Below are 25,773 nucleotides of genomic sequence, written 5' to 3'. Positions count from 1 at the left end.
GGGTGGGTCAGTCGGTCACCGGGCGCGGCTTCACGAGCGAGGCCGGGGCCTCGACGGGGCGAGCGGACACGTCCGGTCGGAACGGCTTGAGCGCGGGCAGATCAGGGACCAGGTGGGCGGTGTCGCGGCAGGTCTCGGCGGCGTCGCCGAGGGAGAGGTACGGGGTGCGGATGCGGGACCAGCCGCCGGAGGTGTCACCGGCCACGGCCAGGCCGGGCCGTTCGGGAGCGATGGCGCAGGCGGCCATGACCGCTTCCGGAGCGATGTCGCCGAGTGCCATCTTGGCGGAGGCTTCGTCGTTGACGCGGTGGCAGACGCGGCCGGTGAGCTGAGCGCGGAGCATGGTCGCACCCTTGCCGAGTTCCGCGCCGAAGCGCTGCCCGCACACCTCCAGGTAGATGCCGGCGGCGCGGCCCAGTTGGGCGAGCCGGATGAGCTGGGTGACCATCTCGTCCCGCCGTTCCTCGTCCTTCTTGGTGGCGACGAGGAAGAGTTCGGCCACCTCGTCGACGAACAGCACTAGTGGCGTAGGGCGTTGGTGCTCGGGCAGGCCCCAGATATCGGAGGTGATCTCCTCGTCGGGGTGTCGGGGGTGATGCCCTGCCGGGCCTTGATCAGGTCGTATCGGTCCTCCATTTCCTTGACGAGCACGGGCAGCAGCTCGGCCGCCTGCTCCGGGTCGGTGGCGAGTGCCGAGAGACGGGGCGCGAACGGCGCCAGCTCCACCCCGCGCTTGCAGTCGATGCCGACCAGGGCGACCGGCTGCCGGGCCAGGCCGGTGATGAGGTGGCGCAAATACATGGACTTGCCGGACAGGGTCGCGCCGAGAGTGAGTTGGTGCGGGATGGTCCGGTAGTCGCGTACGAAGGGCATGGCGTCCTCTCGCAGCGCGACCGGCACCTGGAGGAAACCGTCCGCAACCTTGCGCGGCATACGCACCTTGCGCAGGACGTCGTAGCCGACGAGCCGCAGTTCGACGACACCGGGCTTGACCGTGGTGACGTACACGGCGTGAACGCCCCAGGCGTGCCGCAGCCGTTCGGCGGAGGCGGCGACGTCGGCGGGTTCCTGCCCCGGGGCGAGCCGGAGCCGGATGCGCAGCCCGGTAGAGGTGGGCCGGATGATGCCCCGCCGGGGCGGGACGGGCCGGACCTCTCGTTTGGTGGTGGCCTTGACAGCGAGGACCCGCAGCCGGGAGGGGGCCACGGTCAGCCCGCAGGCTTCCATGACCGAGCCGTACGAGCCGAGCAGCCGGGTCGTGGATATCGGCAGGCCGATGGTGGACCAGTACACGCCCGGGTGCTTGGCCCGGGTGTAGGCGGCCCCACCGCCGAGCGCGGCGAGGGGACCACCCACCTCCAGAAGCGTCGTCAGGTCGGCCATCAGGCAGCAGCCCCCGCAGCGGCCGGGAAGGTGGCCGGAGTGACGGCGGCGGCGCGGAACGCGATGCCGTGCCGCTTCTGCCCGTTGAACACGGACTCCCACGGCCGGGCGACCAGCCCCGGCAGCGAGACCGGCGCGCCCAGCGCCAGCCCCTCGGAGACACCGCTCTCCGGAACGGTGACCTTGATCAGCGACGACTCGCCGTCCTCAATGTGGACGACGCCGATCGTCATGAGCGCTTCCCCGCTCACGGCGTCCTTGGCGATCTCGCCCGTCTGACGGTCACGAACCTTGGGCTCGGGGGCCTCGGTCAGCAGGATCGTCGCGGCCGAGGTCTCAACGCGGATGGTACGCAAGGGACTTCTCCTATCTACTCGTCTATACATGTAGCGTCCTGCGAACCCGATGCCGGGAACGCGCGGACCACTATGCATCACAACTTGCCCACTCGTCTATACGAGTAAGCGTGTTGGGGTGTACGAGCCCGGGAATCGCCCCCGCGCACCACCGCAAACCATGACGATCAGGTCGCAGGAAGCTGGTACGACAGCACGTATGCGTCAGCAGCCATGACCGTGTCGCAGACCTCGACGGCGCGCCCCTCGGTGTCGAAGGCGGTCCGGATGAGGTGGATGACCGGGACGCCAGAGGCCAACCGGAGCGTCTTCACCTCGGCCGGCGAGGGCATCCGCGCCCGAATCTCCTCCTCGAAGTGGTCGAGGCGGTGGCCCAGTTCTTCGAGGCGGGCGTAGATGCCGCCAGGCCCGGGGTTGGGTTCGGCGATCTGCGTGCCGCGTGCGATGTCGAGCGGCAGGAAGGAGGTGGCGAACTCGACCGGACGGCCGTCCAACAGATACCGCCGCCGACGGGCCAGCACACGCCGAACAGAGCCGAGTCGCGCGGAGACGTCGGGACTGGCCTTCTCTTCCTTGACCTCCAGGCTGTCGACCTGGGGGTGACTGCCGGCGGCGTCGGCCTCGACGATGAAGGCGGACTTGCCTTGCTCCCGGTGCCGTCGCGCGAAGCGGTCGGAGGCGAGACGTCGTACGGGGGGCCGTGGTCGGACGAAGACGCCCTTGCCGTGCTCGGCGTGCACGAGCCCTTCCCCCTGGAGGATGGAGAAGGAGTTGCGGACCGTCATTCGGGATACCCCGTAATGCTCGACAAGGTCGGCTTCCGAGGGCAGCTTGTCGCCCTCGTGGAATCGCCCGCGGTCGATGGCCTCGCGCAACTGGTCGGCGATCTGGCGGAAGACCGCACGATCACTCGTGGGGTCGAGGTCGCCGAGGAGGCCGGAAGGAAGAGGGCTCACGCGTACTCCTTTAGGTATCTAGACGTGTGGGCGAGTCTTGTTGCTACGGTGGAGAGCCTAGCCAGCCGAGAGGGCCGAGGAACGTGAGCATGGACCGTCCGCACTCCGTGAGCGTCGCCGGAGTGATCGTTGACGCCCAGAACCGGGCCCTCTTGATCCAGCGCCGAGACAACGGCAAGTGGGAGCCCCCGGGCGGCGTCCTCGAACGCGAGGAAACCATCCCCGAGGCCCTGCAGCGCGAAGTCCTCGAAGAGACCGGCATCAAGATCGCGCTTCCCGCGACCCTGACCGGCGTCTACAAGAACATGACGGGCCTGATCGTCTCACTGGTCTTCCGCTGCGAGGCCGCCGACGGCGTGCCCACCACCGGCGACGAGACCCGCGCCCTGCGCTGGGCCACCCGCGAAGAAGTGTCCGACCTTGCCGACGAGGCGTACGCGATCCGCGTCCTGGACGCACTCGACGCGGCGTCCCCGCCGGCCATCCGCGCTCACGATGGCGTGAAACTCGTCTAGCCCGAACCCGCTGCACATGGCGGCCTACCAGCATGAAGGAACTTGTATGCACGAGTATACGAGTACAGCCCGGGTCTGGGGACTCACTTGCCCAGGTTTTCCCGAAGAGGTCAGCCGGGCCCGCCGCTGGACCCGCGACATCCTGCGCGGCTCGCCCCTAGCAGAGGACGCCGAACTGATCGTGAGCGAACTGAGCGCGAACGCGATCCTTCACACCGCCAGCGGACGGGACTCGGGCAGCTTCCATCTGGTCCTGGCAGTCTCCGCACAGGTCGCCCTCTCAGTGACGGACGGCGGAGGCGCCGGCACCGCACCCAAGGCCGAGCACCAGGACCAGAACGCCGAGCACGGCCGCGGCCTGGGCATGGTCAGCGCCATCGCCCACCGGGTGGTGGTCCACGAAAGCGACAGCGGCCACACGGTCACGGCGGAGCTCTTCACCGGCACGCACGCAGGACGTCACCCGTGCTGAACACCGAGACGCGCCGCGGCTACTGGTGCGAGTGCTGGACCCAGGAGCTCCCCGAACAGGAGCGGCCCGCACTCCGAGCCTCCTTCGACGCCTACTCAGCCCCACAGGCAGACCGATGGGTCGCAGTCGCACTCCGCACGATCTCACCGGCACTGGACCCCGCGGCCTCCGACGAAGCGTGGGTCTGGCTGTACCAGGGCCGCATCGCAACCCGGCAGGCACTCTTACGAGGTCAACCCTGCGACGTCTCAGTGACCCACGGCAGCACCACCATCACGTGGACTATCCGACCGGTGATCTTCCTACCGCTCGCACACCGACAATGCGTCGAACTCCCCGCCTGCGTAGACGACTACAAGCCCCACCGAACCGACTGAGTTACAACTTTCTCTACTGGTTCAAGGCGGCTCGCTCCGCTCCCCGCGCGCGGCCCGGCCCCGGCCGGGCCTGCGCTCCTGTCTCCGCCCCGCTCCAGCCCGGCCGACGCCCGTGCCGCGCTCAAAGCATGCAGCCGCCCGATGCCAGAGAAGGGGTACGTCGTGGCTGAGGGCTGCGCGGCTTTAGCCACCTCCCCGATTCAGGGTCCCGCATCGAGCAAGACCAGGGGGCCACTCGTGCTAATTGCGGTCAGGCCCAAAGCCTGCCCGAGTTGCCAACCAGCGTACGGCCCCCTGATCATGCTCGACCCCAGACCGGGCAGGCCACCGGCCAAACCCGCTCCGCTCGCGCCGTGGGCCTGAGAAGTGCATGGGGGAACCCCCGTTGGCGGCTGTTTTGCTGCTCGACACACACGCACCTTGCCGGATCGGAAGACGACTGACGGGACCGTGAGGCAGACTGAGACAACCTGCCACTTTCAGCAGAAGGGGTTACGACCTTGGGAAATCAATCCCGCATCACGGTTGCCGTGCTCGAATCAGACAACAATAAGCGAGGAGACCTGTTCGGGCGTGCAATGCAAGACCTCTTCCATTCTCTCGGATATGGAGAGTTTGCCTTGAATGTACACAGGGCGGGACGGGAAATCGATATCAAGGGCAAGCATCGAACCGAGAATCGCACTCTAATCGCTGAATGTAAGGCCACAAAGGCCGCGGTGGGCGGAGCCGACACTAATAAGTTTGCCGGGGCCGTACAGGCCGAGAGAATCAAAAATTCACAGGCAACTGCATACTTTGTATCCCTTGGAGGGTTTACCGCTCCGGCACGAGAACAGGAAGAGGAGGCGGGTCACAGGATGACCCTCCTAGACGGGGCACGGATCGCAGATGAACTCGTGCGGGGTCGTGTAGTTGTTGAGAGGAGCGTTGCCGCTGCAGTTGCAGGAACCTGTCCGGACCTGCCCAGCAATGCCAAACTAGGAGACAGAGCTGCGCTACTCGTCCATGAAATTGGCTGGATTTGGGCATTCTTCTTTAAAGTAAGCGGAAAATATTCCTACTTCACTCTCGTGCACGCAGATGGATACGGACTGCATCAAGATCTGGCCGACGAGGTGATTGATTCTGATTCAACGTCATCTCACCTTTTCAGCGAACTACAGTACGTCAAGCCATCAGACGTAGGTGAGGCAGTCACCAAAAAGCAAGAAGCCATTCAGGTCTATTTCTCGTACCTAGAGCGCGAATTCGGCGGAATTACCTTGGAAGGACTTCCTGCCGACCAGGAAGTTGGCTCTAAAGCGATCCGTCTCGAATCTCTTTATGTACCCCTACACCTTAATCCTATCCCACGCCAGGACGAAGTGACCGAAGTCGATCCGGAGGAAGATGAAGCGCCCGTCCGATCAACTCCTGACATCCCGAAAAAAGCCGTGAGTGAAGTTCTGCAGTCCACGAAGCACGTTGCTATCCTTGCCGCCCCCGGCGGAGGGAAGACAACACTGCTGAAAAGGTTGGCTGTAGCCTATGCCGCCAACGACCGCAGGGGGGAGGTAGCCGACGAGCTTCCCGCAGAAGATTGGTTTCCCATTTTTATCCGCTGCAGGCAGCTAGGTGCTAGCGTTCGAAGTCCGATCACTGAGATCATTCATAATACACCACGTCAGGCCGAACGGGCAGATCTACTTGACCCATTCCAAGAGGTAACCGCAGAAGCACTGAAGGCCGGTAAGGTCCTTCTGCTGGTGGATGGATTGGATGAGATCAGTGACGGTGGGAATAGGGCCGCTTTTGCGGCACAACTTCGCACGTTCATTGGTACGTACCCAGCAACGCGAGTGATCGTCACTTCTCGCGAAGCTGGATTCCGTGTTGTCTCCGGCGCCATGTCCGCCGTTTGCTCTCTCTACCGGATTGCAGACCTTTCCAACCCGGATATTTACACCCTATGCCGGGCATGGCAGCATGAAGTGGTAGGTGGACCTACCGAAACCGCCAATAAGCTAGCTCACGCCATCGTAAGCAAGCCGCGGGTGCGCGACCTTGCGATAAATCCACTGCTCCTCACGACCTTGCTGCTCGTGCAAAGGTGGCTTGGCGAACTCCCTCAAAAGCGAAGCGTGCTTTACGACAAAGCTATTGAAGTTCTGCTCATGACATGGAACAGGGAGGGGCACGATCCAATTGATCGCGAAGAAGCGATGCCACAACTTGCTTACGCCGCATTTTCCATGATGAGGGATAAGCGTCAATCTATTAGCGCTAAAGGGTTGAAGGATCTGTTCGACGAGGCACGCGCCACGATGCCTGAGGTTCTGGCATACGCGCGCATGTCGTCCACTGACCTAATCGAGAGAGTGGAAGAAAGGAGTAGTCTCCTCGTGCAGAGCGGCCACATTCTCGAGTCCGGGCAGTTGCGACCTCTGTACGAGTTCAAGCATCTAACCTTTCAGGAATATCTTGCCGCACAGGCATGTGTCGAATCTTGGAATCCTTTGCGTGAAGAAGTAGATGACTACTCTGCGGTTTTGGATCCATATTTGGACGACGAGTCGTGGGCCGAGGTGGTCCCACTTGCTGCTGTCTTGGCAGGCAGTCGAGGGGCGCGGAAGATTGTCAAACGCTTGCTGGAAAGACTGCAAGAGACAAAGAATGAGCTAAGGCCTCCTCGGCGTCAAACTCTCGGGCTACTAAGCTCACCAGCATATGCAAATCTCATGCAGTGCATTGTAGATGAAGTCCAGATCACCCCGCAGCTTGTACGCGAAGTCATCGATAAACTCATTGTTTATGCCGGAATCGCCGAAGATCAGATGATCCTTGAGATTTGCCAATCAAAGTTCGCTGAAGAAATCTCCACTGTAGCCTGGGATGGTTACAAGTTGTGCGACGAAAGCATGATGCGATACGGCAGTGCACTCGCATCCTACTCCCTCTGGGAATTCACTAGAGATTCATCCCTACGTGAGTCGATCAATTCTCATCTATCCTCCGCCGAGTTGAGAGAGGCATGCATCGGTGCTTCGGTAGTCATGACACTTTCGTTTATGCACCGGACTTCTTCCGAATCGCAAAGAAGCCGCCGACTATCGACACTCGACCTGAGCGAGGAAGCACTTCCGTCGGAAGGAGATTTTTCCACTTTCAAATCATCCCTCCTGCAAGCAATGCAACAGCATGAGCAATCGGCCCATTTTTGCACAATGGCCGCCTGGGCTATTGCGTGGATGGGCAGTCTCGGAAATTGGCAAGACGAAGAAATCAAGCGGGCACTGGAAATTCTTATTCGGTATTGGCGCGAGGGTGACCACGTTGACACTAGAAGGATGGCTGCCTGGGGTATTTGGTCGCTCCCGCTGGCCAGCCCTGGATTCGACGTCTCTATCCCGAATACCCCAGAGCTCAAAAAGCTGGTAACCAAGGAGTCCCGGAGGCAAGCGCGCACTCCTGCGCGTGATAACCAGCGCGCTGCGGCAGTAGTAGCCTACTATGCTGGGTGGGTATTCGACTACACCGAAAAAGAGCAACCCGGTACCCACAATGACGTGCTCTCAAAAGAGTGGTATGAAAAACTTGCCACGATTGAGGCGACGCATTGAAGCAACGCGGTTTCGTGGAGTTCCTAAAGCCCTGTGCGTAGCCCTGGTCCTCAATCCCGGCCTAAGCGATCCCCTTCGGCAACCATGCCGTTTCATTCGGGTGCCCGATCGGACAAGAGCCGCCGCCTGGAACCTGCTGAGTGTCTAACTGCGTGACAACGCCGACGGACAAGGGCGGACGAGCGAGAACGTCTGCGGACCATTAGCACAGGGGAGAGCCACAGTAGCCCAAGGCAGCGCCCCCACCCAAGTTGCTTCGGGACGAAGAGGTCGTGGGTTCAAATCCCGCCACCCCGACGCTGGTCAGAGGCCACATACCAATCTTGGTATGTGGCCTCTGTCGTGCTCGGGGGGCCAAACGGATTTGATCAGCCCATCGCGCTGCATTCAGGAGCGAAGCGCCCAGGCAGCAGAGTCCGGTCTGGGCGACGACTCCTTCGCTGAGCTACTCCTATAGGCGGTCGGCACCATGCTGCCAGTTGCGATCACCACGCCTGCGTGTTCTGTTCGCGCGGTGCGGGTCTCACCCACCCAGCGGGCGCGCCCCAGCTAAATCGGACAGGTCGGATCAAGGGAACAGCGGCTCGCCAGGAGCCGGGGGTCCTCTACCCGGTGAGGCCGATGCGGGCGCAGGCCGTCCGGAGGCCGCGGCAGATCTGGTCGATCGTGTGCACGTGGTCCTTGACCAGGGTCTGCTCGATGTTGTCCTTCGTCACCGCGCGCGGGGTGAGCAGGACCGAGGGAATGTTCCGGGTGGTGGGACTGTCCGTGGTCGTCGGGGCGACGGTGCGCAGATCGTGGCCGCGGCCCAGCGCGACGGCCAGCTCGGCGGCCGCGGCCGCCTCCGTGCGGAACGGCTTGTAGACCGTCATGTACTGCTCGCCCTTGACGATACGGCGTACGGCGTCGAGGTCGGCGTCCTGGCCGGTGACCGGCGGGAGAGCCGTGACGCCGGCGCTCTTGAGTGCGGCGATGGCGCCCGCGGCCATGGCGTCGTTGGCCGACAGGACGCCGTCGATCCCGTTCGGGCCGAGCGCGGTGATGGCGGCGGACATATGGGCGTGGGCGTTCTCCGTGCTCCATCCCTGGGTGTCGTAGACCCTGCCGATGCGCACCTTGCCCGCGAGGACGGAGAGCGCGCCCTGGCGGTACCAGGCCGCGTTGGGGCTGGTCGGGTCTCCGTTGAGCATCACGATCTGCCGGGCCTTGGCAGTGCCCATGGCGTGGAGGAGCGCCTCGCCCTGGAGCCTGCCGACCTCACCGCCGTCGAAGCTGACGAAGCCGGAGATCGGGCCTTCCGCGAGCCGGTCGTAGGCGACGACCGGTACGCCCGCGGCGCGGGCCTCGCGGATCGAGGAACGCACGGCCTTGGTGTCCGCGGCATCGAGGATCAGGACCTTGACCCCCTTGGTGATCATGGAGTCCATCTGTGCTCGCTGCCGGGCCACGTCGTCGTCGGCGTTGGCGTACTCCAGGGTGCAGTGCGGGCACAGCTCCTTCACCCGCTGCTCGATCAGTGGCTTGTCGGAGTGCTCCCAGCGGGGCAGCGACCGGCTCGGCAGCAGCAGGCCCACGGCGAAGCCGTTCGCGCCCGCCTTGCCGTCGCCCTCGTCCCCGCAGGCTGCCTGGGACAGCGTCAGGAGTACGGCGAGGAGCGCCGCGAGGAGGTGCACTCTGCGGAAGGTCACGGCCGGCCCCCTCAAAGCGTTCCGGTCCCGGAGACCCCGGGATCCGGCTCGTGCGGTACGACGATCTCGCTCCACACCTGCTTGCCGCCCGCCACCGGCGTCGTGCCGAAGGACTCCGACATCGCCTCGACCAGCATCAGGCCCCGGCCGCCGGTGGACTCCCAGTCCACGATCACCGGCTTGGCGGGCGCCCGCGGCGAGGAGTCGCTGACGGCGACCCGGAGCCGGTCCCCGCGCAGGACCACATCGAGGCGGACCGGGCCCTGGGTGTACACCAGAGCGTTGGTGACCAGTTCGGACACGACCAGCAGCACCGCGTCGGCCACCTCCTCGGCCTGCCAGCTGCGAAGGGTGCGCGCCGTGAAGCGGCGGGCGTGCATGACGGCGTCGGGCAGCCGCCACACCACCCAGCCGGCCCGGGTGGGGCGGGTCCCCATGCCGTCGTAGCGCAGCAGCAGCAGCGCCACGTCGTCCTCGCGGCGGCCGACGTCGCCGAGCAGCTCGTCGGCCATGCGGCCGAGGTCCGCCGGATCGGCCGCGGCGAGTGCGCCCCGGGTGAGGTCCATGCCCTCGTCCACGGGCAGGCCGACGGCCTCGACCAAGCCGTCGGTGACCAGGGCCAGCACGGTGCCGGGCGACAGCGCGACCGCGGTCATGGGGAACTCCGCGTCCTCGAGGATGCCGAGCGGGAGTCCGCCCTCGACCTCGATCTCCTCGGTGCTGCCGTCGGGGAGCCGCACCAGCGGTGCGAGGTGCCCGGCCCGTACGAACAGGGTGTTGCCCTCCTCCATGTCCAGTTCGGCATAGCAGCAGGTGGCGAAGAGATCGGTCTCCATGCCGACGAGGAGGCGGTTGGCGTGGCTGACGACCACGTCGGGCGGGTGCCCCTCCACCGCGTAGGCCCGGACCGCCGTACGCATCTGCCCCATGATCGTCGCGGCTCCGGCGCTGTGTCCCTGTACGTCCCCGATGACCAGCGCCACCCGGTCCTCGGACAGGGCGATGACGTCGTACCAGTCGCCGCCCACCTGCAGGCCCCGCCGGGCGGGCAGATAACGGGCCACGGCCAGTCCGCCGGGCAGTTCGGGCAGGCGGCGGGGCAGCAGGCTGCGCTGGAGCATGGTGGCGAGCTGCTGCTCGGCGTCGTGCTCGTGGGCCCGCTTGAGGGCCTGCCCGGCCAGGGCCGCGGTGGCGGTCAGCAGGGACCGCTCGTCGGGCTCGAACTCGTGCGGCTCGTCCCAGCCGACCAGGCACACCCCGGCCACCTGTCCCCTGGCCGGCAGGGGCAGTACGGCCAGGCCTCCGGTACCGATGCCCTCGAGGCCGGGTTCGAAGGCGGTGCCGGCGGGCCACAGGTCCATCCGCCCGTCCTGCAGGGCCAGTTGCAGGGTGGGCAGGGCGCCCACGGGCGCGTCGGGCCACTCCGTGCGCCACTCGTCGCGCCAGGCCTTGGGCCAGGCGTCGGGTTGCGGCGGGTCCAGCACGGTGACCATGAGCCGCTCGCCCTGCAGTTCGGCCAGCGCCACCCGGTCGGCGCCCAGCGGCTCGCGCAGCGCGGCGACCACGACGCGGCTGACGTCGCGGACCGTGTCGGCGTCGTCCAGGGCGGCCGTGAGCCACTGGATCCTGGAGACCTCGTCCGCGCTGCGGCGCAGCACCGAGGTGGCCGTCACCACGCCCAGCACCAGCTCAGGCCGGTCCTCGGTGGCCTCCACCACCCGGCAGCTCAGGCTCAGCCAGCGCATCTCACCGGTGGGACCACGGACGCGGAACTCCAGCTCACGCCGGCCGAACGTCTGGGTGGCCGGCTCCAGGACCGACACCAGGGCGTGCATGTCCTCCGGAAGGGCGTGCGCGAGCAGGGTGTCCGCCTTGCCGTCGAAGTCGTCCGGGGTGATGCCGACGAGGTCGAGGAGGGTCCGGTCCGCCTCGATCCGGCCGGTGTCCGGCAGCAACACGAAGGAGCCGACGCGCAGACTGCGCAGGGCGGTGTCCAGCAGCGCCCACGGCTCGGGCCGGCCGACAGCGGAGGGCAGCAGGTGGGCGACCGCGTCGGCGTACCGCTCGAGGAAGTGCCGTTGTTCGGCGGAGAAGCCGTCCGGGTCGGTCCCCACCACGACGAGGCAGCCGAGCCGCTCGCCCTCGCTCCTGAGGGGCAGCGCGCCGAGCGACGCGTCCGCTCGCGGCGTGGGGCCGCCCTCGGGGTAGGCGGCCAGTGCGGCCGGAGCCACCCACAGCGGCCGGTCGGCGCGCATGGCGTGCTCCGCCGGTGAGCCTCCGGGCAGGTGCAGATGCTCGGGCAGCCGGTAGTCGGAGGCGGCCCACCGGGCCGTCTCGGCCAGCCGTAGCTCCCGCTTGTCGGCGCCGCCGGGCACGTACACCGCGGCCAGGGCCACCCCGGCGAAGGCCAGGGCCCGCTCGCCCGCCGCCCGCGGAACCGGAGGCGGCGCACGGGTGTCCGCAGTGTCGGCCCCGGATACACCCGGTCCGGACACTGCGGCCCGGATGGCGCCGTCATGAGGCATGTCCGCAACCTACTTCCCGTCCGTACCACAGACGCGACTGAGATCGGGCCCCCACACCAGAATTGCATATACGGGCAAACCCACAGAGTCGCCGATCGCCCCGCCCGGTGCCACACTGGCGACATGGTCGTCTCGCCGCGTCCACGCGGCACGTTCCTGGCGGACCTCTAGCGTCGGCGCCCGGCCGTACCCGTGGAATGTGAGGAGGCCGGGTATCGCCATGCTCGACGACATCGCCGCCGGTGCCGGGCCGGCCGGGCGCAGGCACCGCATCGCCTGGGCGGCCGTCCGTGCCGACATGGCCGCCCGGCCCATACGGGCTCGTACCGTCGCAGGGCATCGGTCGTCGTGCGTACGGGTCGACCGGACCACGCACGAATGCGGGTCGCCGCGCTGCACGCGCGCCTTCGCCCCACGCGCACGACGCCGGCGAAGGAGGTCTTTCGGATGAGGGCCGGCATACGGCACGTGGTGCTGACGTTGGGCGTGATCCCGATGGCCGTGGCTCTCGCCGCCTGCGGGTCGGGGGGCGGCGACCCCGACGGCCAGAGCGCGCCGCGGATCGGTCTGCTGCTGCCGGACGCCACCACGGCCCGCTGGGAGGCACAGGACAGGCCTCTGCTGGAGAAGAAGATCAGACAGCTGTGCGCCGAGTGCATGGTCGAGCACGCCAACGCCAAGAACGATGTGGCGATCCAGCAGGAGCAGATGGACTCGATGATCACCAAGGGGGTCGACGCCATCGTGCTCGTGGCCGTGGACGCCCGATCGCTGGCCAACGAGGTCAGGGACGCGGCCCAGGCGGACATCCCGGTCATCGCCTACGACCGCCTCGCTGAGGGCCCGATCTCCGGCTTCGTCTCCTTCGACGGCCAGGAGGTCGGCAGACTCCAGGGCCGGGCCCTGCTGAGGGCGATGCGTGACGACAGCGCGGGCAAGCGGCAGATCGTCATGATGAACGGCGATCCCAGCGACCCCAACGCGGCACAGTTCAAAAAGGGCGCCCTGTCCGTGCTCGCGGGCCGGGTGAAGATCGGCAAGGCCTACGACACGCTGCAGTGGCGGCCGGAGACCGCGAACATGAACATGTCCGGCGCGCTCTCCGCCCTCGGGGTCGCCAACATCCACGGGGTGTACGCCGCCAACGACGGGCTGGCCGCCGGGAGCATCTCCGCGCTCAAGGCGAACAAGGTCGACCCGCTGCCCCCGGTCACCGGGCAGGACGCCGAGCTCGGGGCTGTGCAGCGCATCGTCGGCGGCGAGCAGTACATGACCGTGTACAAGCCCTTCGGTCCCGAGGCCTCGGCCGGGGCCACCATGGCCGTGACCGCGGCCCGTGGGGCCGCCCTCGACCGGGTCGCCAAGGACACCGTGCGACCGACCGGCGGCGAACAGGTTCCGGCCGTCATGCTCACACCCGTCTCGGTGACCGTCGGCAACATCAAGGACACGCTGGTGAAGGACGGCGTCTACACCGTCGGGCAGATCTGTGTGCCCCGGCTGGCGAGCGCCTGCAGCAAGGCCGGACTGACCTGACAAGCCCCGGGAAGGAGATGATGTCCGTGTCGGCTCCCCCCTTGCTGGCGCTGCGCGGGGTGTGCAAGCGCTTCGGTGTCGTCGAGGTCCTGCGGGACGTCGAGCTGGAGATCAAGGCCGGGCAGGTGGTCGCCCTGCTCGGCGACAACGGGGCCGGCAAGTCCACCCTCGTCAAGGTGATCTCCGGCGTGGCCCCCGCGGACCGGGGCGTCATCGAGTGGGAAGGCCGACCGGTCCACATCAGACGCCCGCACGACGCCCGCGACCTCGGCATCGCCACCGTCTACCAGGACCTCGCGCTGTGCGGGAACCTCGATGTCGTCGGCAATCTGTTCCTCGGCCGGGAGATCCGCAGGTTCGGGTTCCTCAACGAGATGGAGATGGAGAGCCGTACCCTCGAACTGCTCAAACGCCTGACCAGGACCGTCCCCAATCTGCGCGCCCCGGTGGTGTCGCTCTCCAGCGGCCAGCGGCAGACGGTCGCCATCGCCCGCTCGCTGCTCGGCGAGCCCCGGATGCTGCTGCTGGACGAACCGACCGCGGCGCTGGGATTCGAGCAGACCACCGAGGTCCTGGACCTCGTCGACGCGCTGCGCGACCGCGGTATGGGCGTGCTGCTGATCAGCCACAACATGGGTGACGTGAAGGCGCTGGCGGACCGGGCCGCGGTGCTGCGGCTCGGCCGCAACAACGGCTTCTTCAACGTCAACACCGCCTCCCAGGAACAGATCATCTCGTCCATCACGGGCGCCACGGAGAACGTGCCGCGCCGGCCGCCCGCGCACGAGGCGGGATGGTGAGGGGGATGCGCCGTACGGAGGACAACCAGCCGGCGGAGTCCGCCGCACCCGCCGCCACGACGCGCCGGCCCCGGCTGCGCCATGCCGTCGCCCACGCCGCGAAGGGCGGCGCGGCCTCCTTCCGGAGCAGGCTGCGGGCCGGGGAGACGGGCTCGCTCCCCGTGGTCCTCGTGCTAGCCACGGTGTGGATCATCTTCCAGTCCCTCAACACGAACTTCCTCTCGCCGCGGAACCTGTCCAACCTCAGCGTGGACATCGTGGGCACGGGGCTGATCGCGGTCGGCATCGTCTTCGTGCTGCTGATCGGTGAACTCGACCTGTCGGTCGGCTCGATCAGCGGCCTCGCGGCGGCCGTCTTCGCGGTGCTGAACGTGAACAACGGTGTGCCCGAATGGCTGGCCCTGATCCTCGCGGTGCTCACCGGCACGGCGGCGGGAGCCGTGCAGGGCTTCTCCTGCGCCAAGACCCGGGTGCCGGCGTTCGTCGTCTCGCTCGCGGGGCTGCTCACCTGGAACGGGCTGATGCTCTACATCCTCGGCACCAGCGGCACGATCAACCTCGCCGAGAACGGCTTCCTCGCCGATCTGACCAGCTACTACTTCACCAACGACGCCGTCGCCTACAGCTTGGCGGCGCTCGCGGCGGGCTCGGTCTTCCTGGTGTCGTACCTGGACCTGCGCCGCCGCACGGCGGCGAACATGCCGCACCGCTCGCTGAGCGAGATCGCCGTACGCACGGGGGCGCTCGCGGTGGTCGCGTTCGCCTCGGCGTATCTGCTCAACCGGTTCCAGGGGCTGCCGCTGGCCCTGCTGATCTTCCTCGTGGTGGTGGCGGGGCTCGACATCCTGCTGCGCCGCACACACTACGGACGGCAGGTGTACGCCCTCGGCGGCGGCGTCGAGGCGGCCCGGCGCGCCAGCCTCAACGTGACCGGGGTCCAGACGGCGGTGCTCGCGATGTCGGGCACCATGGCCGCGGTCGGCGGCCTGTTCCTGGCCTCGCGTATCACTTCGGTGAGCCAGAGCTCGGGCTCCGGCGTGCTGCTCCTCAACGCCATCGCGGCGGCCGTCATCGGCGGCACGAGCCTCTTCGGCGGGCGCGGTACGACCTGGTCCGCGGTGCTCGGGATGCTGGTCATCCAGTCCATCGCCTCGGGCATGGCGATCACGGACACCCCCACCGCGATCCAGTTCGTCATCACGGGCGGCGTCCTGTTCGCCGCCGTACTCATCGACGCCCTGGCACGACGCTCACAGGAGGCACACGGACGCGCCTGACGGCCGCATCAGCACGGCCGTTCCGAGGAGTGGCCGGCGCGCGCCATCGTGTCCTTGAGCGTGGCACTCGGCTGTATCGCATCCCTGTATCCCAAGACCCGGCGCATCATCGGATGCGCCGGGTCTTGGAGGGCGGGCGGCCTCAGCTTGTGAAGGTGAAGTACTTCCAGGAGCCGTGGGTGGTCGAGTTCACGGTGTCGCCCGAGGAGTTGTTGATGTAGGACGACCGCACGCGCATCGAGTAACCGGTCTGGTGCGTGCCGCCCAGTTCCACCAGCGACTTGCCCGTGGAGTCGAGCTTGAAGTACTGGGACCCCGCCGACCGCCAGGCGCCGTCGGAGTAGATCTGGAACTGCAGCCTCTGCGAGCGGCCGGGGTAGGCCGTCATCGTGGTCGTGAGGAGCGGATTGGTCGTCTTCCGGAAGTAGTACTTGGTGTGCCCGCTGACCGTGGCCGTCTTGTAGTAGCGGCCAAGGCTCAGCGACACCTTGACCTTCGCGCCCACCCAGCTCGTGGCCGTCTTCGGGGCGGTTCGCGCGTCGCCGGAGAAGGACGCGCTCACCGTGGTGTCGCGCTTCAGGGTCAAGGTGACCGACAGGTTGCCCTCGCTGTTGACCGTGCCGGTCTTGATCAGGTACTCGCCCTTTCCGTCGCCCGCAGTGTCCGCGTAGAGCGAGAGCGTCCGGTTCTTGTACGTCGTGCCGAGGTGGGCGGTGAACGTCACGCTGCTGGCGTAGTCGTAGACGTTGCCGTTCTTGTTCACTGTCAGGGTCGCGGCGTTCCGGGAGACCTCGACCGTGTCGGAGGCGGAGGCAGTCGTGCGATCGGCGTCGCCGGCATACGAGATCTTGTACGTGACCTTGCCGCCCGCGGGCGGGGTGTCGGTGAAGGAGAAGGTCCCGTCCGCCTTCACCGTCGCGGCCGGGAGCGCCTTGCCGTTCGGGGACTCCAGGTCCGTCCGGGTGACCGCGACGGTGGTGCCCGCGGGCAGCCCGAGCGTGTTCGTGACCTTGCCGGAGACGGTCAGCGACTTGGCACGGTCGGCCGTCGCCGGGGCGTTCGCCGTGATGGTGGTGACGGCCTTGCCGGGGTCGGTGACGACGCGCAGGCGGTACTTGTTGCTGAGGTCGTGTGTGACCGCGAAGAGCCGGCTGCTGTCGGGCGCGAAAGCGAGGTCGCCGTGGTCGAGCAGGGTCTCTTGGGCGACTCCGTTCTGGTAGTCGGTGAAGTTGACGGTCCGCCTCGGCGTCGTGCTGCCCGGCTTGTAGATGGACACATGGGGGCGGTCGAAGGAGGCGTAGGTGTCGGTGCCCCCCGCGACGAGGCCGTCCGGCGCGACATCCACCGACCGCTGTTCCCAGTAGCTGCTCGGATACCTGATGGTCTCTGACAGGTCTGAGGTCCGGAAGACCTGCTGGAAGTCGCCGGCTGTGGTGGCCACTACGAGCTCTGTGCCGTCCGGGGTGAGCGCCAGGTCCTCCGCGGTGTTGCCGATGGCCGCGTCCTGCCCGCCGAGGAACGCGGTCCGGCCGGCCGTGCCGGACGACACGTCATAGATGCCGAGCGTGAAGTAGTACTGGCGCGAGCCGGCCGCCAGGGTGTCGGGAGCGCCGGGTGTCGAATCCAGCAGGGGAGCGTCCTTCCACGTCCCGTCGGCCTCCTGGGCGAGCGAAACCTGCGTCTGCCCGCCGGACAGGTCGAGCGAGCCGATGTTGCCGTGACCGTCGCTGCCATAGCCGAACCAAAGCTTGCCGCCCGCGAGCGCCAGGTGCTGCGGATCTGTGCCGTCACCCGTCGCGTACCGCCCAGTCTCGGTGACCGTCGCCGTGTCGATGGCCACGATCTGATCAGTTCCCGGTACGGCGACGTAGACCGTTGCCGAGTCGGCGGAAAGCTCCAGGCCGTCAGCCTGCGGCAGCGAGGTGACCGTCCCGATGACGGTGCCGTTGTAATCGGTGGCAACGACCTTGCCTCCCGACGGGTCACTGATGAAGACCCGCTGGTGAACGCCGTCCACGATGATGTCGCCGCTGGACGTGATGGGCAGTACGGCGCTGCTGTCCGCGACAGCAGCGCCCGCGGCCGAACCGATCAGGGCTACCGAACTGAGAGCGACCGCGAGCGCCGTCACGGCCGAAATGCTGCGCACACGCACAGTGATGCAACCCCCACTAGGACAACAGGACTGCCCACAAGACTCCTCGAACCCCTTCAGGGTTGTACGGCCCGACCGCGCAGGTTCCGCAGTTGCCATTGGTTGCCTGAGGTGACCGGTGGGCTGGTCGTATACGGCTCGGGTGGGGGTAAGCGGTGGACTCCTCTCACGGCGTTCATGACGAGTTCGGGTGAGCTCTCGGTGAGCCGGCTGTCCAAGGAGTGTGCCGTCAGGAAGGTGCGGCGGTGGGTGCGGTGTTGGTGGCTTGTTCGTGGTGCTTCAGGGTCGTCCAGCGGGATGATTGTTGCGGGGTCAGGGTGCCTTGGAGTTCCGCGAGCTTCAGGAGGTTGGCCTCTGTGCCTGTGGTGAGGGTTTGGGCCTCGGCTCGGTAGTGGTCGTCCACAACGGCAGTCAGTTCTGTGGCGTTCATCGTCGGGTGGATGCGCTGAGCGATCTTGTTGAGGTTGCGGTAGGAGCCCTGAAGTCGGAAGGGGGGCTCCGTGCGGGTCGAGGGGGACTGGGCGGCGGAACGCATGTACGCCTCGTTCACGGCCAGGACCGTGTCGCGGGCTGCGACCAGGTGGCGTAGGACCGCGAGGAGTTGGTCCAGTTCGGCCGGGGCGCAGGGGTGGGTGAGGTGGTCCGGGTGGGCCGTCGGGTCGTGTGCCGCCAGGCGGAGCAGGAGGTCCAGGTCCGTGCGGGGGCGCGTCGCCAGGGGGGCCAGGGTGGGGTTGGAGGTCAGGGCGTTCTCTATGAAGCTCAGTGCGAAGACCGCCTCCTTGCCGGTCACCACGTCGCCGAGGTTCCATACGTCGGCGCGGTTGGCCAGCATGTCGGGGACGTGGAAGCGGGTGCCCGACTCGGTGTAGGGGTTGCCGGCCAGGCAGACGGCGAAGCGCTTGCCGCGCAGGTCGTAGGTGCGGGGTTCGCCGTCCCACACTCCTTCGACGCGGCGCGTGCTGTCGCACAACGGCACGAACTTCTGGAGGAGTTCGGGGGACATGTGCTGGATGTCGTCCACGTGGAGGAGGGTGTTGTTGCCGGCCGCGAGGGCGAAGTTGATCTTCTCGACCTCCTGGCGGGCCGTGGCGTTCGGTGCCTCGGCCGGGTCGAGGGAGGTGACGCGGTGGCCGAGTGCCGGGCCGTCGACCTTCACCAGGACCAGGCCCAGGCGGTCCGCCACGTACTCGATCAGCGTCGTCTTGCCGTAGCCCGGCGGGGAGACCAGCAGCAGGAGGCCGCCCGTGCCGGGTCCGGCCGTCGTGCCCAGTTGTCTGGCCAGGCTGTCGCCTAGGAGGGGGAGGTAGACCTCGTCGATGAGGCGGTTGCGGACGAAGGTCGTCATCACGCGCGGGCGGTGGTCGTCGACGCGGATGCGGGCGCGTTCGGCGGCCACCAGTGCGGTGCGCCGGCTCAGGCAGGCGCGGTGTGCCGGGACCTCTCTCGCCCTGAACTGCGTTGTGCGCGACAGGAATTCGTCGATGCGGAGGGTCAGGGTTCCGGTCGCGTCGATGCGGGGGTGGGTGCCCAGCAGGCCGTCCACCGTCGTCGTCAGCGGGGCGTCCGACTCGTAGCGCGGCAGGGCGGGGCAGAGTTCCGCCGCGATCGCCTCGGCCAGGTCGTCGGGGGAAAGGTCGGCGTACCCGCTGGTCGTGGCGTACGCCGACAGCCACGCCTCGACCAGCTGGCGGCGGGCCGGCAGGTCGTCGAGGGCGGTCAGGTCCTCGTCGTAGGCCGAAGCGCCGACCGTGCGGCGGAACTTGTCGAGGAACTCGCGGGCGCCGGCGCTCATCACGAATCCGTCGGGGCCGCTGGTGAGTTCCTCGAAGAGGTATGCCGCCGCATCCGCGTCACCCATCGCCGCACCCAGCTCCGAGCTGAAGTCGGCGATCGCCGGGGTCGGTCCGAACGTCTGCCTCGCTCGGGCGAGTGAGCGTGCGCGTCTGGTCCATGTGTCACGGGACTCGGGGGTGGTGTGGTGCGTCCAGAACAGGTGGGCGGCCGCTCGGGCGGTGGGTCGGTGGCGCAACAGGCCCGCACGCGAATGCAGTTGGAGGAGAGCGGTGAGGATCGCCGTGGCGTCGTGGTCGTGGACGCCGCGTTCGTGGCCCTCGTCGTACGACTCCTGTGCCGTGCGGCGGACCAGGGCGGCCAGGTCGGTCTCGGCGAGGGTGGCCGGGCCGTGTTCGGCGAGCAGGCGGGCGGCCAGGTGCTCGGCGCGGTAGACCTCGGGGGATTCCGAGGGCAGGGGGCGGTTCCAGTAGGGGCGGGTGGCGGCGAAGCCGGGGTCGGTCACCGGGGAGCGGTAGTCCGTGCCGGTGAGGGCGAAGGCCAGGCCGTCGGGGCCGTGCGGGACGAGGGTGAGGTCGAGAGGCTCGGTGTTGACGGCGAACCGGTGGCGGCCGAGGCGCAGGGTGCGGCCGTCGTCGGCGTACAGATCGGTGCGGTCGCGCAGGGCGCGGCCTGCCTCCTGGCGGGCGGCGGTCAGGCGGCCGGCCAGTTCGTCCGCGCGCGCCTGGTCGCCGAGGGCGCGCAGGTCGTCGGCGGTGCGGCGGACCTTGGCGACCATCGGGTCGGAGGCGAAGTACGCCCCGATCGCCTCGGCGTCGGGGAGAGCGGTCGCCCGGCGGGTCACCGTCTCCAGCAGGCGCTGGGCGGAGGCGGCGAGCTGTTCCGCGCGGCGGGCCCGGTTGTCGGCGAGGGTCTGTTTGCGGGCGGCGAACGTCTCGTGGATCTCGGTGCGTTTGTCCGCGAGTTCGGTGAGGAAGTCGTCGTGGTCGGTGAAGCGGGCTTCCAGGTTCTCCAACCGGACCAGGAGCAGCGACAGTTGGGTGTCGCAGGCCTGTGGGTCCGCTGCGGCGGCCAGGGCGCCGGTGATCGACTGGGCGAGCAGGGCCAGTTCGGCGGCGAACTGGGCGCGGCCCTCCCGGTCCCGTAGTTCGCGGCGGCGGGCCTCCAGGACGGCGCGGGCCCGGTTGGTCCCGCCCAGCACCTCGGCCACCCGCTCCAGTACGGACGTACGGACCGTGGCGTCGGCGATGTCGAGGCCGGACACCACCTCGGTGACCGTCCGCAGCCGCTCGGCCAGCTCGTCCAGCCGGGCGGTCAGCGGTACCGCCTCGGCGGCCGTGGCGAGCGCGCCGGCCTCGGCCACCAGGTTCTCGATGTCCTGGTGGTGGCCGGCGAAGGCGTCCTCGTGGGCCAGCGCCGCCACCGCACGCTGCCCGAACGACGCCAGGTCCGCCTCGACCTCCGCCGCGAGGTCGTCGACGCGGGCGGTGTCCGCGTACCGGAGTTCCTTCAGCGTGAGCAACCGGCCCTGGGCGCGGCGCAGTTCGGTCAGGCCGTCGATCCAGGAGGCGGCGTCGCGCGGTGGCTCGCCGCGCAGACGTCGTACGAGAGCGGTGGTGCGGTCGGACGCCTGCGTGAGGGCGTCGGCGGCCTGGCGGGTGAGGGTCCGGACGGTCTCGAACTCGGTCAGCACCCGCTCGGCGGTCTCGCGGACATCGTTCAACGGGGTGCGCAGGTCGCCGAGTTCGGGGTCGCCGAGCCAGTGGTGGGTGTCGGTGATCCGGACGCAGGCGGCGGCCAGGGCCTCGTAGACCTCGGTCGTCGGCGTCGTACCGGCCGCGGTCGCGGTGACGGAGAGGCAGTCGGAGATGCCCCGGACGAGGTCGGCGTTGCCGACGCGGGCGAGCGGGCCGGCGCCGGCGGGGCGGGTGGCCGCGTGGGTGTCGGAGACGTAGGGCGAGGTCCACCGCTGCACGGGGTGGACGCGGGCGGGTTCGCCGGTGTGCGGGCGCAGCACGGTGAGCGCGCCGTCCTCGAACAGTGCCCAGCCGTCGCAGGTCAGCGGGGTGGCGACCTGCTTGCGGACCAGGTTGTACGGCAGCAGGAGGCTGCGGCCGGTGGCGCGTGCGTGGTAGGCGAACAGGATGTCCTCGCCGTTCGGTGAGCGGACCGTCCGCTCGAGTTCGAGGCCGTCGGTGTCGACGCCGTCGAAGGTCTTGTACGCCCCCGTGGCCAGGCAGTAGCCGCCCGGGAAGACGACGCCCTGGTCCTCGGGGAGGCGGCGGCAGGACCGGCCGATGCCGTCGAGCCGGACGACGGTCCTGGTGAGGGTGTTGAAGACCAGGTGGCGGTGGGTGTCCTCCTTGTAGGGCAGGACGTCCAGGAGGATCAGCGTGCCCACGCGCGCGTACGCGATCTCCGCGTCGGCGAGGGACTGCAGCGGTTCGGCGACCGGTTCGCTGTGGATGCCGTCGGCGGTCTCGGTGTCGTCGTCGGTCTTGACGGTGAGGGCGCCGCCGACCGTGGTGACGAACACCTCGCCGTCGACGGAGACATGGGGGTGGCGGCCGAGGACGTGGTCGTCGCGGGTGGTCCGGGTCCAGGTGAAGTCGTGGGCCGGCGGCAGGACGTGGTCGCGTTCGCCGCGCGCGTCGAGGAAGGAGATCCGTCCGTCGGTCGCGACGCTCCAGCGCAGCACGCGGATGTCGTCGGGCAGCTCGCCGGTCTGGAAGACGGCCAGCAACCGGCCGTCCAGCAGGCGGAGTCGGAGGAGCCGGGCGTCTCGGTAGTAGCGGTGGAGCTCGGCGAACTCGCGGACGAAGGCCGGATCGTCGAGGAGACCGGGGACCGCGTCCTCGGGCAGGGGGTTCAGGTCGCGGTCGTGGAGGGTGAGGACGTCGGCGACCGTGGGCGGGCGTCCCGGGCCCGGGGCCGCGGTGCTGCCGAGGAGCAGCGCGTCGCCGACGGCGACCAGGTCGCGGGGGACGCGGTTGTGCTCGGTGCGCAGGCTTCCGCTGCCGGTGAGCTCCAGCCCGGTGGAGCCGAACTCCTCGACGCGGCGGGCGTTGAGGAGTTCGGCGCGGCGGGCGAGTTCGGCGGCCTGGGCGGTGAGGCGGTCGCGCAGCACCTCGTACGAACCGGTGTCCGGGCCGGTGGTCATGGTTGCCTCTCCACGAAGCTCAGCAGATCGGTGAGTCAAGGTTCCGGAGCCGCCGTCCCCTCGTGCGGCGGCTCCGGAACGGTTCAGGGGTGACACGGCGGGGCGTCGGCCGCGCGCGGCACCGTCAGGGCTGGTCGCGGGTGGGCCGTCGGGCTTCCGCGGCGCCGTCAGGGCTGGTCGCGCAGTTCGGCGCGCGGGACGTTGCCGTTCACGGACGCCAGGGGAGTGTCGGCCACTCCCAACTCGCCTGCCCTGTCGAGCAGTTGCCGCAGTGCGACCGAATCCGCCCCGCCCGTGTTCATCAGCTTCAGCAGCAGCGCCGAGACGGTGAGGTTCTGTACGTCGGCGGTGGAGACCGAGCCCAGCACGCGGCTCACGTCCTGCGTGAAGCTCGCCGTGCCGTCGAGCCAGGGCTTCGCCAGGGCCTGTGCCGTGTGCGAGTTGTCCATGAACCCGTCGACGCCCTTGCCCAGCGAGATCGCCGACACCAGCCGGTCGAAGAAGACGGACTCGCCGCCGACGATGTCGATGTCGGCGTTCTCCAGGCCGGTCGCCAGGACCGTGGCCTGCGCCTCGGCGACCTGACGCTGCGTGTCGAGGCCGGCCAGGCGGATCTCCTTCTCCGCCGCCAGCCGCAGCCGGTACTCCTCGTGGCCGCGGGAGGCGTCGTCCAGGGCTGCCATCGCGACCGCCTTCTGGCTCAGGCCCTCGGCCTCGGCCTTGAGCTTCTCGCCGATGCCGGTGGCCTCCGCGAGCGCCTTGGCCCGCGCGCCCTCGGCCTCGGCACGCAGCCTGGCCTCGGCGCCCTCGGCCTCCGCGAGCGTCTTCGCCCGGGTGCCCTCCGCCTCCGCCCGCAGCCGGGCCTCCGTGGCCACGGCCTCCGCGCGGCCGGCCTTCTCGGTGACCTCGGCCTCCTTGTCGCGGACCTGCACGGCGGCCAGTCCCGCGGCCGCCTCCTCCGCCTGTACGCCTTCCGCGAGCCGCAGCTTGGCCCGTGCGTCGAGGTCGGCTGACTTCAGCCGCGCCTCGGCGAGGGTGAGCTGCTCGGCCGCCCGGTGCCTGGCCGCGGACTCGGCCGCCTCGGCGGCCTTGATGTCCTTGACCAGCTTCTCCTGCGCCTCGGCCTCCGCGGCGATGATCACCGACTGGCGTTCGCGCTCGGCCTCCTCGACGACCCGCAGCTTCTTGATGGCCTCCTCCTGCTCGGCGACCGTCCGGTCGACGGCGATCCGCTCCCGGATCACGTCCGCGACGGTCCGCCGCTCGGCCTCGACCTCCTTGTCCTTGGCGATCCCGGACAGGGCGGTCTCCCGCTCCCGCGCGATGACCTCCAGCAGGCGGTCCTTCTCGATGCGCTCGTTCTCGACGGCGATGACCCGCTCACGGTTCTTCTGCGCCACGGCGATCTCGCGGGCCTGGTTCTCGCGCTGGACGCCGAGCTGTTCCTCGGTGCGCAGGAAGGCGGTCTGGGCGCCGAGCCGTTCCTCCTCCTGCACCTTCGCGGTGACGGCCTCCTCCTTGGCGCGCAGGGTCTCCACCTCGCGCCGCTGCCTGATCTCCGCCTCGGCCTGGCGGCGCTCCAGCTCCAGGATGGTCTCCCGGGCCTCGACGTTCTGCCGGGTGATCTCCTTCTGCTCGGTGCGCTCGTACTCGTTGGTGCGCACGTGCTCGACCGTGGTCAGCTCGGTGATCTTCCGGATGCCCTGGGCGTCGAGGATGTTCGCCGCGTCCAGCTGGGTCATCGGGGTCTGCTCGAGGAAGTCGATGGCCGCGTCGTCGAGGTGGTAGCCGTTGAGGTCGGTGCCGATGACCTGGATGATCCGGTCGCGGAACTCCTCGCGCTTGGTGTAGAGGTCGACGAAGTCCAGCTGCTTGCCGACCGTCTTGAGGGCCTCGGAGAACTTCGCGGCGAAGAAGTCCTGGATCGCCGCAGGGTCGCTGGCGGTCTGCGTGCCGATGGCCTGGGCGACCTTGATGACGTCCTCGACGGTCTTGTTGACCCGTACGAAGAAGCTGATGTGGATGTCGGCGCGGATGTTGTCCCGGCAGATCAGGCCCTCGCGGCCGGTGCGGCGGATCTCGATGGTCTTCACCGAGATGTCCATGTACTCGGCCTTGTGCAGCACCGGCAGGACGACGGCCCCGGTGAAGGTGACGTCGACCTTCTTCGTCTTGGAGATGATCAGCGCCCGGCCCTGCTCCACCTTGCGGAACAGCCGGCCGACCACCAGCAGCAGGGTGAGCGCGATGAGCAGCACGACGGCGACGAGCACGCCGATGCCCACGGTGATGGCGTTCATGACATGAGTCCTCGAAGGATGAAGTGAGTGGGTGAGCCGGAACAAGGCGAAGCGGGGGGGCGGGCGGTACGGGGATACGGCGGTACGGGGATCAGCCGGAGCCGGGACGCCGCGGGTCGAGCGCGCTGTCGTAGGGCGCGACCCAGAAGAACTCGCCGGCCTCGTCGTACGCGTACAGAAGCCCGGTGCTGCCACTGCCCAGGGCGTCGTCGCCCGACTGGCGCACCTGGACCAGCGCGCTGGAGCCGTCGGCCGGCCTGACCTCGGCCTGTCCGAAGCCTCCGTCCACCCGGCCCGTGCGGATGGTGCAGGTCAGACCGACGAAGTCGTGCCGCGAGGGGCCGGGGGCGTCCGGGAGGAGGTGGCGCAGCGGGCGGACGAGCAGCCGGGTCGTCCGCCAGGCGACCAGCAGTGCGACGGCCAGGACGGCGACCCGGAACGCGGCCCGGGCGAGCCCGAACGGCACCAACGGGTCCAGCAGCACGGTCGTACTGAGGCTGACGAACCAGGCGACCGCGGTGAGCAGGGAGAACGCGACCGTCACCGGCACCCCGCCCATCCCCCACGCATCGAAGTGCTGGTGCCCGTGGAAGCCGTGGTGGTCGGCGGCGCCGACGGCGGTCAGCAGCCAGAAGACGACGACCACGACGAGTGCCGAGCTGAACAGGATGGTGGGAAACCCCGCGGCGGCCGCGAGAAACGCCCCCATGATCCCCGACCCCCGTCCCATGGGTCCCGATGCCGGAGTCCGGCATCGGGACCGTCCGTCGTGCTCCCCTCGGTCCATGGTGCGCGCCCTGCGCACGCCCGCGCATTGCCGGTTTCCGGCAGTGTTCACTAGGGTCTCGATGCCGGGGCCGCGCTAAGAAACCGTCACCGG

The 25,773-nt window shown here is 68.4% G+C and carries 15 protein-coding genes and 1 pseudogene; 7 read left to right on the top strand and 9 right to left on the bottom strand.

Translation table 11 applies throughout. From position 1 onward, the window contains the following. Positions 1-7 precede the first annotated feature (7 nt). The 3 genes and pseudogenes from ACIGDI_RS33195 to ACIGDI_RS33185 all read right to left on the bottom strand — a co-directional run bounded on the left by ACIGDI_RS33195 (position 8) and on the right by ACIGDI_RS33185 (position 2,695). Positions 8-1,383: pseudogene (locus ACIGDI_RS33195) on the bottom strand (FtsK/SpoIIIE domain-containing protein). Further along, positions 1,383-1,739 carry a hypothetical protein gene (locus tag ACIGDI_RS33190; protein ID WP_389294902.1) on the bottom strand — a complete coding sequence of 119 codons (357 nt, stop codon included), beginning with the start codon at positions 1,737-1,739 and terminating at the stop codon, positions 1,383-1,385. The pseudogene ACIGDI_RS33195 and the gene ACIGDI_RS33190 overlap by 1 nt, the downstream one beginning before the upstream one ends. A gap of 167 nt (positions 1,740-1,906) precedes the next feature. After that, positions 1,907-2,695, bottom strand: coding sequence for a GntR family transcriptional regulator (locus ACIGDI_RS33185; protein WP_249841566.1), 789 nt, complete (start codon positions 2,693-2,695; stop codon positions 1,907-1,909). A 107-nt stretch (positions 2,696-2,802) separates the two neighbouring features. Here ACIGDI_RS33185 and ACIGDI_RS33180 point away from each other — a divergent pair, with 107 nt between their 5' ends. From ACIGDI_RS33180 to ACIGDI_RS33165, 4 genes are all read left to right on the top strand, one after another. Then, entirely contained in the window at positions 2,803-3,210 is a 408-nt protein-coding gene (locus ACIGDI_RS33180) for an NUDIX hydrolase (protein WP_272177588.1), read from the top strand. Positions 3,211-3,256: 46 nt separating this feature from the next. Further along, complete coding sequence (locus tag ACIGDI_RS33175; protein WP_399904481.1) at positions 3,257-3,682, top strand: ATP-binding protein; 426 nt, start codon at positions 3,257-3,259, stop codon at positions 3,680-3,682. Continuing rightward, on the top strand, positions 3,679-4,059 hold the full coding sequence (locus tag ACIGDI_RS33170) for a hypothetical protein (RefSeq protein ID WP_399904573.1): 381 nt from the start codon (positions 3,679-3,681) through the stop codon (positions 4,057-4,059). The genes ACIGDI_RS33175 and ACIGDI_RS33170 overlap by 4 nt, the downstream gene beginning before the upstream one ends. Before the next feature lie 500 nt (positions 4,060-4,559). Then, on the top strand, positions 4,560-7,661 hold the full coding sequence (locus ACIGDI_RS33165; protein ID WP_399904478.1) for a restriction endonuclease: 3,102 nt from the start codon (positions 4,560-4,562) through the stop codon (positions 7,659-7,661). A 605-nt stretch (positions 7,662-8,266) separates the two neighbouring features. On the opposite strand, the gene ACIGDI_RS33160 is transcribed toward ACIGDI_RS33165, so the two are convergent. Further along, positions 8,267-9,349, bottom strand: coding sequence for a sugar ABC transporter substrate-binding protein (locus ACIGDI_RS33160; protein ID WP_399904475.1), 1,083 nt, complete (start codon positions 9,347-9,349; stop codon positions 8,267-8,269). Between the two features lie 11 nt (positions 9,350-9,360). Then, positions 9,361-11,874, bottom strand: coding sequence for a SpoIIE family protein phosphatase (locus ACIGDI_RS33155; protein WP_399904472.1), 2,514 nt, complete (start codon positions 11,872-11,874; stop codon positions 9,361-9,363). Between the two features lie 447 nt (positions 11,875-12,321). Between ACIGDI_RS33155 and ACIGDI_RS33150 the strand changes: the two genes are divergently transcribed. Genes ACIGDI_RS33150 through ACIGDI_RS33140 form a run of 3 tightly spaced genes read left to right on the top strand, consistent with a single transcriptional unit; the run spans position 12,322 to position 15,487 of the window. Continuing rightward, a complete protein-coding gene (locus tag ACIGDI_RS33150) occupies positions 12,322-13,410 on the top strand; it encodes a sugar ABC transporter substrate-binding protein (protein ID WP_399904469.1) in 1,089 nt (362 codons plus the stop codon). A 17-nt stretch (positions 13,411-13,427) separates the two neighbouring features. Continuing rightward, positions 13,428-14,210, top strand: coding sequence for an ATP-binding cassette domain-containing protein (locus ACIGDI_RS33145; RefSeq protein WP_399904466.1), 783 nt, complete (start codon positions 13,428-13,430; stop codon positions 14,208-14,210). Between the two features lie 5 nt (positions 14,211-14,215). Further along, positions 14,216-15,487 (top strand): sugar ABC transporter permease, encoded by a 1,272-nt coding sequence (locus tag ACIGDI_RS33140; RefSeq protein WP_399904464.1) that lies wholly within the window; start codon positions 14,216-14,218, stop codon positions 15,485-15,487. Positions 15,488-15,629: 142 nt separating this feature from the next. Here ACIGDI_RS33140 and ACIGDI_RS33135 read toward each other — a convergent pair whose 3' ends face one another. The 4 genes from ACIGDI_RS33135 to ACIGDI_RS33120 all read right to left on the bottom strand — a co-directional run bounded on the left by ACIGDI_RS33135 (position 15,630) and on the right by ACIGDI_RS33120 (position 25,602). Further along, a complete protein-coding gene (locus ACIGDI_RS33135) occupies positions 15,630-17,636 on the bottom strand; it encodes an Ig-like domain repeat protein (RefSeq protein ID WP_399904461.1) in 2,007 nt (668 codons plus the stop codon). Between the two features lie 235 nt (positions 17,637-17,871). Then, complete coding sequence (locus ACIGDI_RS33130) at positions 17,872-22,593, bottom strand: DNA repair ATPase (protein WP_399904458.1); 4,722 nt, start codon at positions 22,591-22,593, stop codon at positions 17,872-17,874. A gap of 167 nt (positions 22,594-22,760) precedes the next feature. Next, positions 22,761-24,893, bottom strand: a complete 2,133-nt coding sequence (locus ACIGDI_RS33125) for a flotillin family protein (RefSeq protein WP_399904456.1) — start codon at positions 24,891-24,893, stop codon at positions 22,761-22,763. A 91-nt stretch (positions 24,894-24,984) separates the two neighbouring features. Then, entirely contained in the window at positions 24,985-25,602 is a 618-nt protein-coding gene (locus ACIGDI_RS33120) for a hypothetical protein (RefSeq protein WP_399904453.1), read from the bottom strand. Positions 25,603-25,773: the final 171 nt, after the last annotated feature.

This window comes from Streptomyces sp. NPDC085900 (assembly GCF_044540925.1).
Lineage (GTDB): Bacteria > Actinomycetota > Actinomycetes > Streptomycetales > Streptomycetaceae > Streptomyces > Streptomyces gilvifuscus.
This window is presented reverse-complemented; position numbering and strand designations above follow the sequence as displayed.